This is a genomic window from Hydrogenobacter sp. (assembly GCA_041287335.1).
Taxonomy (GTDB): Bacteria; Aquificota; Aquificia; order Aquificales; family Aquificaceae; genus Hydrogenobacter.
The window spans coordinates 1-12,934 of record JBEULM010000047.1; the positions used below are offsets into that span (position 1 = coordinate 1).

A 12,934-nucleotide genomic window follows, 5' to 3' on the forward strand; every position below is an offset into this window, starting at 1 on the left:
CTTTGTGCCGAGAGAGGAAAGAGCTATTTTAGAAAAACCTGTGGCAATAGACTTTGGAGTGAAAGACAAGCTAACACTTTCTAATGGTATAAAGATTGACTTTGAGGTGGCAGAAAGCAAAAGACTTAAAAGGCTACAGAGAGAGCTTGCAAAAAAGAAAAAAGGCTCAAAGAATAGAGAGAAGACAAGACAAAAACTGGCAAGAGAGTATGAGAGGATTGAAAACAGAAGAAAGGATGCTATAAACAAGATTATCGCTTTTTTAAAGCTCTACAGCATGGTAGTATTTCAGCAAGACAGCATCAGCTCATGGCATAAAGGCTGGTTTTCAAGAGCGGTTCAATACTCAGGGATAGGAAAGTTAAGGGAGAGGTTGAGTTCCAGCCTCCTGCCTGTCCTTGAGATTGACCGCTTTGAACCAACTTCAAGAGTATGCTGTGAGTGTGGGGCATATTTTGAAAATCTTAAGCTTTCTGACAGGACAGTTTTCTGTCCTGAGTGTGGCAACCAGATAGACAGAGACTTAAATGCGTGTCTTGTGATGCTTAGAAAGGTCTCACCCGCCTTAAGGGTGGTAGGGTTGGACCGACCCAAGCTTACGCCTGCGGAGAGGTCCGCCTCTGCACGAATACTGGGTTCTAACCCCTATATTCGTGTAAGCTACCTCGTTGAAGCAGGAAGCTCCTCAAGTTATTGAGGAGAGGAGGTCACAGAGTTTAGACCATTTTCCCGAATAGAGACCTAAGGATACTGTGGCTTCTTCACCTATAAGCGAGGGATCAAAAGGTAAGTAAGTGTCCTTTGCCTTTTTAAGCCCATCTATGTGTATGCTTGACTTGTTGGTAAAAGCGTTTTTTCCAAGAAGAGGTTTGTTTGGGTTTACATCAATGTTGCATAACTTTATAAAGTTCTTTATTATCTGGTAGAGGATGTCTGCTTTTATACCCGTGTCTATACCTTGAATAAGCTCAAGATAAAAGACCACTTCCTCAAGAGGAGTTATACCGCACCGTTCACCCAATCCAAGCAAAGAAGCGTTTATGTATTTAGCTCCGGCAAATACAGCGGTTATGGAATTTGCTGTTGCCATGCCAAAATCATTATGGAAATGCACTTCCACATCCGAAAGAGGAGACACTGCCCTAACAAGGTAAATAGTTTGTAAAGGGTTTAGTATTCCTACCGTATCCGAGAGTCTTACCCTGTCCGCTCCATCCCTTTTGACATAATCAACGAACCTTAGGACAAATCCTGTATCAGCGCGGGACACATCTTCAAGACCCACCGAGATATAAAGACCCTTGGATTTTATAAAAGGGATTATTTCTTCTGCAAGTCCCAGCACATAGTCCCTTGTCTTCCCAAATTTCTTTTCTATCATAATGTCGGAAGATGGGAAAGCTATTTCTACTCTTTTAGCACCGCATTCTAAAGACTTTTCCAAATCCTTTATATTTGCCCTGTTCCAAGCAATTACTTTATCGCCAAACTTACTATTTACCAATTCCTTTATGTAGCTCCTTTCCTCTTCACTGTGTGCAGGGACACCCACCTCTATTTCATGGATACCTGCTTGGGCAAGAAGGAAAAAAAGCTCTCTTCTTTGCTTGTAAGAAAGTTCAATGTTAGCGGATTGCATACCCTCCCTCAAGGTTGTGTCCGTTATAAAAATTCTCATAGTGTATGCTCCACACGTGCCAGTATGTTGCTTAGATGGTTTAAAAATGTACTTACTTCCTTTAAAGAAGTGAAGGGTGGAATTCTAAAAGAAAGTGCATCTTCAAAACCCGCCTTTTGTTTTATCCTTTTCTTTAAACCACTTACCATGCATGGAGAAGAATAGCCTAAGAAAATTCCACCTCTTTCCATAAAGGATGCAAGCACCTCCATACTTGTCTCTTTTAAACCATAAGAAAAAAGCCCGGGAGCTTTACATCCCTTTTTGAAGATGGGTGGTAGAAACATCCTTTCTTCCAAGTAATGGTCGTTTGTCTTGAGATTACTTTCTATGGCTTCCCTCCACTCTACCAAAACCTTTATGGATTGAGCTAAAGTGTATATGCCAAAAAGATTTTCCTCCCCAGCTCTCAATCCCCTTTCCTGAGTCCCACCTTCTATAAGAGGTTTTAGCCTGATGCCTTTTTTAATGTATAAGAATCCTACCCCTAAGGGTCCCAAAAGAGATAAACTATCAAAACTTGCCATATCAAGGTCCTTTATGTTTACGAGAGAGTCTGGATAATAAACGCCCCAGAAATCAAAATGGCAGAGAATGTCTGGCTTGCTTTCCTTAGCCACCTTCAATATTCCCTTTACATCCCTGAGGGTAGCAGTTTCCCTACATACCGCACCCATGGTAATGAGCAGTGTGTCATCATCCATATATTCCTTGACCTTCTGCGGTTCCACCCAACCACTGCTGTCCGTAGGAATATATATAACTCTAAACCCCTGTTTTTCTAAAGTTTTTAGTGGATGGATTATGGAAGAGTGTTCAAAATCTGTTGTGATAATGCTTCCTACTTTATCAAAAAGGCATCCCTTTATGGCAAGGTTGTTGCTTTCTGTAGAGCTTGAGGTGAAAATGACCTCTAAATTGGCACATCCCAGAAAGTCGGATATGATACCTCTTGACTTAACGAGTATTTCCTTTGACTTCATGGAAAGGGCGTGCAACCCTAATGGGTTTATAAAGAAGTATGGCAATTGGCGAGATATCCCTTTAATTACATTAGGAAATGGTGTTGAAGATAAGGGGTCAAACATCATCTGCAAATTCCTCTATGCCAAGTTTTATAAGCGTTTCCCTCTTTGGTATTCCTTCTCTATCCCAGCCGAATGCTTCGTAAAACTCATCAAGCATAGCATCCAGATCCTTCTGTGTAGTTCTTTGTCCCCTTTCTGTTGTCTCTTCCTTAATCCTTTTTGGTAGTGTGTCGTCCTTTCTTGAAAACCCTTCTCTTACATTGAAGAGCCTCTCAAGGGTGTAAATCCTTTCCCCTATCTTATAGAGGTCTTCTATATCTATATTCCAGTCCATAACTGCGTTTACCATTTCTAAAATTTTCTCGTTTAGTTTAAGCCCTACAACCCTTTCAGCGCTGAGGCAGTATATAATGCTATTTACTATACTTGTCCATACGGCAAGGTCTTTGCCGACTTTCCCCTTGCCTTTACACCTTCCTATGGGTATTATGTTGTTTTCTTCCATGCCCGGTCTTATATCGCAGTGAACAGGTCCTCGGTTTGATACTGCATAAGCAAGTGCTTGTGTCTTTATTGCTCTGGGAGAGTGTCCTGCTATCTCCATTCCCTTTACTGTCATCAGAAAGTCTTCACCCACACCCAATAACTCTGAAGCCCTTTGAGAACCCTCGGCAAGTATATCTCCTATACCTTCCCTAAAGGCTATTTTTTTGAGCAATTTCTTAACTGCATCTGTATTTCCAAAGTGAAGGTCAAGGTCATCAAGCTCCCTCTTACCAAGAAGCCCTTTTTCAAAGCATTCCATAACCCATGCCACTACACCACCGGCTTGAATTTGTCCAAGCCCAAGCTCATCGGTCAGCCGGTCAAGGCTTATAAGTTCCTCAATGTCCCCGTTGCCTATTATCGTCCCCATAGAAAAAACGCCTTCATATTCTGGTCCTACAGTAAAGGCGTCACCTCCCACCGTGTACTTTCCACAGGGAACTATACAACCAAAACAAGACACATCTTTGATCACCCTTTTCCTTAAGGCTTCACCACTGATGCTTTCAGCACGGTCAAAGGTTTCTCTCATCCAGTTATAGGAGGGTAAAGCACCAAGATGCTGAAGATGCATAACACCCGCCGATGTTCCAAACTTTATCAGGTTTTTAATGCCGGGATGATCGTAAACGGTCTTTTCAAAAGACTTTATAAAGTCCATCAGCTTGTAAGGATTTTTGGGTTTTACCAACTTAGTTCCTCTTACGCTTATCGCCTTTACCTTTTTAGAGCCTAAAACCGCACCAATACCTCCGGTACCCACCGCTCTTAAGTCCGATATAATGCAGGCATATTTTACAAGGTTTTCACCAGCAGGACCTATGACTAAGGTTTTTATATCTTCCCCATACCTCTCTTTTAAGATTTTTTGAGTTAGGCTCGTATAAACGCCTTTTAAGTCTTCCGCCTTCTTAAAGTAAACCTTATCATCCTCTATGTGTATGTGAGTCCATTCTTCACAAGCACCACATATGATTATGCCATCCCATCCTGCAAACTTTATTTCTTGACCGAACTTCCCTCCACAGAAACCCTTTGTAAAACCACCCGTCTGAGGTGATTTGGAAACCACGCAAAACTTAGAAGCCATGGGAACAAGAGTACCGTTGGCAGGTCCGGTATTTATAATTAATACATTATCTTCCGAAAATGGGTTTGAGCCTCTTTTACTTAATTTATAAAGTAGATAAGTCCCTACGCCGTTCCCGCCCAAGTATTTTTTGATCTTCTCCTCCTCTACATGGAAGTCTTCATACTTTCTTTCAGTAAGGTTTATGAAAAGATATCTTCCCCACCAGCTCATGTAATCACCTCTACGGCTTTAAGTATGCAGAAATCTACACAGTAAAACCCTTTACACTCACCGCATTCTCTTACTCTGTAAGCTACCGGCCTGTTGCTTATGTCTGTTATGACTTCTATGGAAGAAAGTCTTGGGTTAAAACCACCGCTTTTGTAAAAGGAACAGGCAAGCATGCATCTTTTGCAACCAGAGCATAGACTGAGGTCTATCTTCAACATACTTAGCCTCCAGCTGTTGGAAGGGTTATGATAAGCTCGTCGCCTTCGTGTACCTGCTTTTTAAAGTCTTCAACAACCTCCCCGTTTAGTATAATAAGCACGCCTTCCCAAAGTCCGTTTCCGCTGAAGATAATTCCTCCAGTATCCTTCATATCCGCAACCCTTTTTATAGCTTCTTCAACAGACCTGATACCCTTGACTTCTAAAACCTCTTCACCCATCACATAGGCCAGGTAGCCTAACAGCCTTATCCTCATCACCTTATTATTTAGCAATTTTTGTGCCAAGGCTTTGGACGCACCTTTTGTTATCTTCTGTGCAAAATTTGTAATGTTTCTTACAAAAGCTTACCTTTCTGTGAGGCATGAAAGTTGCATATATTATAGTGAGATGGATAGCGATGAAGTGCTAAGGAAATTTATGAGTGCTGAGCTTAAGCTTTTTTACAATCTCTCCAAGAAGCTCGTTGCAATGAATACACAGCCTGAACAGGTCATACTTGATGTGGTGCGTATGCTTGGAGAGCTTGAAGGAATAAAGAGAGTAGCCTTTTACATAGCGGAACAGGGTTCTTCAAAAATATCCTTAGTTTCCAGCATAGGCGTAGAAGAGAAAAACATAACGCTAAACAAAAAAGAGGGTGTGGTTGGTTTTATCTTTGATAAGGGTTATCCTGTAGTTATCAAGAGTTTGTCTGAAGAGCCTCTTTTCCTTAATAAAATAAAAAGAAACGACCTGAACGATGTGAGCTTCTTAGGTGTTCCTATAAAGTATAACGACAGCGTGGTTGGGGTTATAACCGTCGATTTGCGTAAAGATTACATAGCCACAGCACATCTCATTGACCTTCTGGTAATGCTATCTAACCTTATAGGAAATTACATATACACTTATGTCAAACTCAGGGAAAAGGAGGGGGTTTTAAAAGAAGAGATAGCAACACTAAAAAGGGAGCTGATAAAAAAATTCACAGTTGAGGGCTTTGTGGGTATCAGCAAAGCTTATCACAACGTTATAAAGCAGGTTATGAAGGTGGCAGAGCTTGATGTAACCGTTATGATGAGAGGAGAGTCCGGCACAGGGAAAACCACTTTAGCCAAGGTTATACATTATCTATCGCCGAGAAAGAACAGGCCTTTTGTTGAGGTCAACTGTTCTGCTATACCTACAGAGCTTCTTGAGGCAGAGCTTTTCGGCTATGAAAAGGGGGCGTTCACAGGCGCATATACCACCAAGATGGGAAAGGTGGAGGTAGCAAATGGAGGAACTTTATTCTTTGATGAGATAGGAGACCTGAGCCTCGCAGTTCAAGCCAAGCTTCTAAGGTTTATGCAGACTAAGGAGTTTGAAAGGTTGGGAAGCAATAAAACTCTGAGGTCAGATGTGCGGATAGTAGTAGCCACAAACAGAAACCTTGAGGAGATGGTGTCAAAGGGTGAGTTTAGGGAAGACCTTTATTACAGGATAGCGGTGTATCCCATATACATACCACCCTTGAGGGAGAGGAAAGAAGATATACCCGTTTTGGTGGAACATTACATAAAGCAGATAAGCAGTATGATGGGCAGGAGAATAAGAATGGACAGCGAAACCCTCAGGGTACTGGTCTCCTGTAGCTTTCCCGGGAATGTAAGGGAGCTGGTAAACTGCCTTACCCGTGCTGCCATAAGCTCTAACACAGGTGTTATAAAACCCCAAGACCTTTCCTGCATAGGCTCAGGTATGTGTTTTTCCCATATGGTAAAACAAACCAAAAATACAGAGACAAAGGAGGACTTAAAAGAGGGGAAGCCTGAGACAAGTCCACCGAAGGACGAGAGGACATTGATAATAGAGGCCCTTGAAAGGACGGGTTATGTTCAGGCAAAAGCTGCCAGACTGCTGGGTATGAGCGTAAGACAGTTAAACTATAGAATTAAAAAATACCGTATACAAATAAAAAAGATTTAACCCTTGCGTAGATTTTCCTACACACATTGTAAGATTAAGAACAAAACATAACACATACCGAAGGAAGGGAAAATCCTTGACACATCTGTTTTACACTTCAACAGGAGTTCTTGGCACGATACTTGCATATGTTGAAAGTGAAAACCTTTAAAAGGAGGTGCGGACATGAGACAGATAGCCATCTACGGAAAGGGTGGCATAGGAAAGTCCACTACAACGCAGAACACCGTTGCGGCACTTGCAGAAGCTGGTAGGAAGTGCTTCATAGTGGGGTGCGACCCAAAGGCCGATTCTACCAGGCTCATACTACACATAAAAGCTCAGGCAACAGTCATGCATCTTGCTGCGGAGCGGGGTTCTGTGGAGGACCTTGACCTTGATGAGGTCATGCTCGTTGGTTATGGAGGTATAAAGTGTGTAGAATCTGGAGGTCCAGAGCCGGGTGTGGGATGTGCCGGAAGAGGTGTGATAACCGCCATAAACTTCCTTGAGGAGAACGGGGCCTTTGATGATGACCTTGATTATGTCTTTTATGATGTCCTCGGGGACGTCGTATGTGGTGGCTTTGCTATGCCCATAAGGGAAGGCAAGGCTCAAGAGATATACATAGTCACCTCAGGAGAGATGATGGCTATGTACGCAGCAAACAACATATCCAAAGGTATACTGAAGTACGCACATAGCGGTGGTGTAAGGCTTGGCGGTCTCATATGCAACAGCAGAAATGTGGACAATGAAAGAGAGTTGATAACCGCCCTTGCGGAAAAGCTTGGCACCCAGATGATACACTTTCTACCAAGAAACAACATAGTTCAGGAGGCAGAGCTGAGAAGACAGACGGTCATAGAGTATGCACCAGACCATCCTATGGCTGATGAATACAGAAAGCTTGCAAGGAAGATAGAGGAAAACACAAAGCTTAGCATACCAGCGCCTCTCAGTATGGACGAGCTGGAACAGTTGCTTGTTGATTACGGCATAATGAAGCCGGAGGAAGTGGCTTAAGGAGGTTTACCATGGGTGTGGTAGTTGATAAAGAGACAGCGCTAAGATTGGTGGAGGAGATACTCAGTCAGTATCCCACAAAGGCAAAAAAGGACAGGTCAAAGCATATAGTGGTTGCGGATGTGGGAGAGGATAAATGCATACCTAAGTCTAATGTGAAGTCAAGACCTGGGGTTATGACTGTCAGAGGATGTGCTTATGCGGGTTCAAAAGGGGTGGTCTGGGGACCTATAAAGGACATGATACACATATCTCACGGTCCTGTAGGCTGTGGCTACTACTCAAGGGCAGGAAGAAGGAATTACTACATAGGGACCACAGGTGTAGATACCTTTGTAACACCTCACTTCACCACGGACTTTCAAGAAAGGGACATCGTCTTCGGTGGTGATAAAAAACTTACAAAGGCAATACACGAGCTTGTTGAGCTTTTCCCTCTTGTAAAGGGTATAACCATTCAGTCCGAGTGTCCCATAGGGCTTATAGGAGATGATATTGAGGCTGTTGCAAGACATACAGCCAAGGAAACGGGAAAGATAATTGTCCCTGTAAGGTGTGAAGGCTTTAGAGGCGTTTCCCAGTCGTTGGGACATCACATAGCCAATGACTCCATGAGAGATTGGATATACGAAAAGGGAGTAAAGGGTCAGGAAGTGGAGCCTTCACCTTACGATGTTGCCATATGGGGTGATTACAACATAGGTGGTGATGCTTGGGCTTCAAGGAAGATACTTGAAGATATGGGACTAAGGGTAGTTACCCAATGGTCTGGGGATGGTACCATAAGTGAAGTGGCAAATGCCGTTAGAGTAAAGTATCTCCTCGTCCACTGCTATAGGTCTTCTAATTACCTTGCAAGATACTTTGAAGAAAAGTTCGGCATACCTTGGATAGAGTATAACTTCTTTGGTCCTACACAGATATTTGCTTCCATGAGGAAGATAGCCAGTTTCTTTGATGAAAAGATACAGGAGAGAACAGAGGAGCTTATAGAAAAGGTCTATAAGCCAAGGCTTGACAAGGTTATAGAAAAGTACAGACCGAGGCTTGAGGGCAAAACAGTGCTTTTGTACGTGGGTGGTCTCAGACCAAGACACATAATAACCGCCTTTGAAGACCTTGGCATGAATGTGGTGGCAACTGGCTATGAATTTGCTCATCAGGATGATTATGAAAGGACCCTGCACTACATAGACAAGAATGCCACCATAATAGTGGACGATGCCACCGCCTACGAGATAGAAGAGCTTACCAGAAAGCTAAGACCCGATCTTGTGGCTTCTGGTATAAAGGAAAAGTACCAAGCTCAGAAGATGGGCGTTCCCTTTAGACAGATGCATTCTTGGGACTACTCAGGACCTTACCACGGCATAGAAGGCTTTGAGATATTTGCAAGAGACGTGGATATGGCGGTGAACGGCAATGTATGGAAATTTTTGAATGCTCCTTGGGATCAGGAGGTATAAGCCATGGGTATACATCACGAGCTTAACATAAAGGACCACCTTGAATGCTTTAGAAATGATGAGTTTAGAAAGATGATAGAGAACAAAAGGAAAAACTTTGAGAAATGGGTGGGGAAGGAAAAGGTAAAGGAAGTAGCCGAGTGGACAAAGAGCTGGGAGTACAGAGAGCTTAACTTCAAGAGAGAAGCTATATCCATAAATCCAGCCAAAGCATGTCAGCCTCTTGGGGCGCTTTTGTGCGCCCTCGGTTTTGAGAAGACCCTTCCCTTTTCTCATGGATCGCAGGGATGCGTGGCATACTTTAGGACGCATATGGCAAGACACTTTAAGGAACCAGTTCCAATGGTTTCCACATCCATGACGGAGGACGCTGCGGTTTTTGGTGGTCAAAACAATTTGCATGAAGGACTGCAAAACGCCATAAACCTTTACAGACCAAAGATGATAGCCGTAAATACCACATGTATGGCCGAGGTTATAGGCGATGACCTTGGTAGCTTTATAAGAAATGCAAAAGAGAAGGGTCTTATACCCGAGGATTTCCCCATAGTCTTTGCTCATACTCCTTCCTTTGTTGGTTCCCACATTACCGGTTATGACAATCAACTCAAAGCCATACTTCAGCACATGACCGATTACTTTGAAAAATACGGCACAGACCACACAGACAAATACGACAATGAGCATGGAGAATTTTATATGCAAGGTGGGCTTTTGGTATGGCTTGAAAGACAAAAAACACAGAGAGGTGAATAAAATGAGTACGCTTAACTTCATATTAGGCTTTCATACTTATTTGGAGGATTACAAGGAAGTAAGGAGAATAGTGGGAGAGTTTGGGGAGGAGTGTATAGTTCTTTCCGACCCCTCGGAGAACTTGGATTCAGGGCTTACGGGAGAATACAAGTTATACTATGGCGGGACACCTCTTAAGGATATATATAGAGCCAAGTTTTCCACAGCTACGATAGCCCTTCAAAGATACTCAACGGAAAAGACCAGAGAATACATAGAGAAGTCTTGGAAACAACCTGCATATGTGGTGAGACCTTACGGCATAAGAGGAACGGATGAATTTATACAGCTTATATCAAGACTCACGGGAAAGCCTGTACCAGAAAGCCTAAGAATGGAAAGGCAGAAACTCCTTGACGCCATGGCGGATTCATATTACTGGATACACGGCAAAAGGTTTGCTCTTTGGGGAGACCCAGACTTTGTTTATGGAATTACCTCCTTCCTTTTAGAGTTGGGTGCTGAGCCTGTGCATATACTCGCCACCAACGGAAACGAGGAATGGGAACAGGAAATAAAAGAACTGTGTTCTGGGTTTGATAACGGGAGATACGCTCAGGTTTTTCCAGGTAAAGACCTATGGCACATGAGAAGCCTGCTCTTTACCGAACCTGTAGACTATATGATAGGGACTTCGTACGGAAAGTTTCTTTGGAGGGATACGGGAACACCTCTCATAAGGATAGGCTACCCCATATTTGACAGGCATCATCTCCACAGATACGGCATACTTTTCTACAGAGGCGCATTAAACCTGCTCGTTTGGATAGTGAATACTATACTTGATGAGACAGACAGAAGAACCATAGATATAGCCGAAACAGACTACAGCTTTGACTTGATAAGGTAAAAAGCCATGTTCATAGTTCAACATCTCAAGAATTATCTCTTGGAAGGTTATGTGGAGGAGCGAAGCTACAGGGCGAAGGAAACAGTGTTTTCAAAAGCTTTGCGAGATAACGGTATTTTTGTGGTGGTAGATGGAGTTCTTGAGTTATATATTTTCAAAGGGCTGAAGAAGGGAACGGTTGACATTATGCTACCGGGTGATGTGTTCGGTTTTATGTCCGAAGAAAGTCTTATAAAGTATTATGTGATCAAGGCTATCACTGAGAGCCGTCTTTTCTACCTGACACTCGATAACCTCAAAAGGCTTGGTGGTGTAAACCCTGCTCTCGTGCTTGAGCTTTTCTCTTCTGTGCTTTCTAAACAATCTTACCTTTATGAGGTTTTCACCGCCATTTCCATGCGCAAAGCTAAGGATAGGATAAGCAAACTATTGAACCTTTTAGGATCGGTAGCCGAAGAAAGAAACCTTATACTTACTTTAAAGAAAAAGCAGATAGCAGACATCGTGGGGCTAAGTTACGAGGGTACCGTTAGAACGATGAAATTCGTAAAAAACCAAAAAAGTAGGAGGGTGAGGTTATGGTAAAAGAAGGGCTTGGAGAAGACTTTATAAAAGAAGTGGTTAAGCACATAAGAGCCTACGATACTTACCGCACATGGGAAAAAAGGAGCGATGAAGAAATACTAAAGGACTTTTTGAAGGGAGATAGTAAAAGGTCCCTCTCCTTCGCAGGACACTGTGAGACTGACCCAAAGGTAATACTTAGGATACATGCCTTTTTTAAAGCGGTTACCTCTATCATAGAAAAACTCTCTGGTTTTATAACCTCTGCAGTCATAAACATAGATGGAGAAGGAAATGGCATTGTGTTGATTTATGCAGGAAGGCTTATACTCATAAACAAAACAATAAGAGATGCTAACAGGTTTAGGTTTAAATCTCTTGACCATATAAGGTCTGAGGGTGAGAAACTCATAGAAAAAGCCCTTGATCTTCTTGAAAAATACCAAGAGGTGGCAAAAATATGATGGTATCCTTTAAGCCTTACGGATACTCAAAGGAAAGCATGGTTTCGGCGATTGAAGCCATGACGCATCCATATGCTTTTTCTGGTCTAAAAAGGCGAGAGTTTGAAGAATTCTTCTGTGATGCCACAGGAAGAAGATACGCCCTTGCGGTAAGAGAACTAATATCTCCCCTCCTTGTCCTTTTAAGATACTTAGGAATAACGGATAAATCTAAGGTTTTACTATCTCCCGTGTCTTATTTTAAACATTTTTCTCCTTACTTGAAACTTTTGGGTATAGAAGTTGTCTATGCAGATATAGAAAGGTGGTTTTTTAACATAGACGTAAAAAGGCTTTCACATGTGCTTTCTGACGAAATAAAAATTGCCGTAATCGGTAACTCTCTTGGAATACCCGCCGATTGGGATGCCATAAGGTCGTTTCTAAATAGTAAGAGCGTATTTATTATAGAAGACTCCAGAGAAACTATTTTCACCGAGTATAAGGGTAAGGTAGTGGGATCCTTTGGAGACGTGTCCTTACTCGGATTTTCCGAAAAATCTTTGATTACTGGATGCGGTGGTATTGTGCTGACAGATGAAGAAAAAATTTACAGGAAATTAGAAGGAGAAGTGGAACTTTTGGATGATATCATGTCCTCTATACTTATCTCCCAGGTAAAGCACTTAGAAGAAAAGTTGAAAATAAGACAATCTTTGGCACATTTCTATTCCGATCTTCTTACGGGCATAGAAGGATTAAAACCCCATTTTTATCCCAGATATGTTACGAAGATGTGCTGGAATTACTTTTGCGTACATCTTGGAAAGAGATACTCCGATAGTGCAAGAGGTATTATAAAAGACCTTTTGTTGGATGATGGAATAGAGGTTGATGAGTATCCTGCCTCTCAAGATATAAAGGAAGGTATGCCAATGAAACATCTTCATATAGCCCATGAGGTAAGTATGAGGGCTCTTCTCTTACCCTTTCATGAGGACATCACACAGGAAGATATTTACTTTGTGTGTGAGAGATTAAAGGAGCATGTTTTACAAATAGGAGCGGGAAGCGTTGACCATTAGGAG

The 12,934-nt window shown here is 42.4% G+C and carries 12 protein-coding genes and 1 pseudogene; 8 read left to right on the forward strand and 5 right to left on the reverse strand.

The window, feature by feature from the left end; genetic code table 11:
- Positions 1-697: transposase (locus ABWK04_06745; GenBank protein ID MEZ0361571.1), on the forward strand; the 697-nt coding region annotated here is incomplete at its 5' end.
- Here the strand turns inward: ABWK04_06745 and ABWK04_06750 are convergent.
- From ABWK04_06750 to ABWK04_06770, 5 genes are read right to left on the reverse strand one after another with little or no spacing between them, the layout of a single operon-like run.
- Positions 686-1,678: a homocitrate synthase gene (locus tag ABWK04_06750; protein ID MEZ0361572.1), complete on the reverse strand. Its 993-nt coding sequence runs from the start codon at positions 1,676-1,678 to the stop codon at positions 686-688. The genes ABWK04_06745 and ABWK04_06750 overlap by 12 nt on opposite strands.
- Positions 1,675-2,769: an aminotransferase class V-fold PLP-dependent enzyme gene (locus ABWK04_06755; protein ID MEZ0361573.1), complete on the reverse strand. Its 1,095-nt coding sequence runs from the start codon at positions 2,767-2,769 to the stop codon at positions 1,675-1,677. Before ABWK04_06755 ends, ABWK04_06750 begins: the two co-directional genes overlap by 4 nt.
- Entirely contained in the window at positions 2,759-4,555 is a 1,797-nt protein-coding gene (locus tag ABWK04_06760; protein MEZ0361574.1) for an aldehyde ferredoxin oxidoreductase family protein, read from the reverse strand. The genes ABWK04_06755 and ABWK04_06760 overlap by 11 nt, the downstream gene beginning before the upstream one ends.
- Positions 4,552-4,773 (reverse strand): 4Fe-4S dicluster domain-containing protein, encoded by a 222-nt coding sequence (locus tag ABWK04_06765; GenBank protein ID MEZ0361575.1) that lies wholly within the window; start codon positions 4,771-4,773, stop codon positions 4,552-4,554. The genes ABWK04_06760 and ABWK04_06765 overlap by 4 nt, the downstream gene beginning before the upstream one ends.
- Positions 4,774-4,775: 2 nt before the next feature.
- Positions 4,776-5,030 (reverse strand): MoaD/ThiS family protein, encoded by a 255-nt coding sequence (locus tag ABWK04_06770; protein ID MEZ0361576.1) that lies wholly within the window; start codon positions 5,028-5,030, stop codon positions 4,776-4,778.
- 133 nt (positions 5,031-5,163) lie between these two features.
- Between ABWK04_06770 and ABWK04_06775 the strand changes: the two genes are divergently transcribed.
- The 7 genes and pseudogenes from ABWK04_06775 (at position 5,164) to ABWK04_06805 (ending at position 12,931) form a co-directional block, all read left to right on the forward strand.
- Complete coding sequence (locus ABWK04_06775; GenBank protein MEZ0361577.1) at positions 5,164-6,723, forward strand: sigma 54-interacting transcriptional regulator; 1,560 nt, start codon at positions 5,164-5,166, stop codon at positions 6,721-6,723.
- A 165-nt stretch (positions 6,724-6,888) separates the two neighbouring features.
- Entirely contained in the window at positions 6,889-7,728 is an 840-nt protein-coding gene (nifH, locus tag ABWK04_06780; protein ID MEZ0361578.1) for a nitrogenase iron protein, read from the forward strand.
- A gap of 11 nt (positions 7,729-7,739) precedes the next feature.
- On the forward strand, positions 7,740-9,194 hold the full coding sequence (nifD, locus tag ABWK04_06785; protein MEZ0361579.1) for a nitrogenase molybdenum-iron protein alpha chain: 1,455 nt from the start codon (positions 7,740-7,742) through the stop codon (positions 9,192-9,194).
- Between the two features lie 3 nt (positions 9,195-9,197).
- Positions 9,198-10,839, forward strand: a pseudogene (locus tag ABWK04_06790) (DUF3364 domain-containing protein).
- Between the two features lie 6 nt (positions 10,840-10,845).
- Positions 10,846-11,424, forward strand: a complete 579-nt coding sequence (locus ABWK04_06795; GenBank protein MEZ0361580.1) for a Crp/Fnr family transcriptional regulator — start codon at positions 10,846-10,848, stop codon at positions 11,422-11,424.
- Complete coding sequence (locus tag ABWK04_06800) at positions 11,418-11,867, forward strand: NifX-associated nitrogen fixation protein (GenBank protein MEZ0361581.1); 450 nt, start codon at positions 11,418-11,420, stop codon at positions 11,865-11,867. The genes ABWK04_06795 and ABWK04_06800 overlap by 7 nt, the downstream gene beginning before the upstream one ends.
- Positions 11,864-12,931 carry a DegT/DnrJ/EryC1/StrS family aminotransferase gene (locus tag ABWK04_06805; GenBank protein ID MEZ0361582.1) on the forward strand — a complete coding sequence of 356 codons (1,068 nt, stop codon included), beginning with the start codon at positions 11,864-11,866 and terminating at the stop codon, positions 12,929-12,931. The genes ABWK04_06800 and ABWK04_06805 overlap by 4 nt, the downstream gene beginning before the upstream one ends.
- Positions 12,932-12,934: the final 3 nt, after the last annotated feature.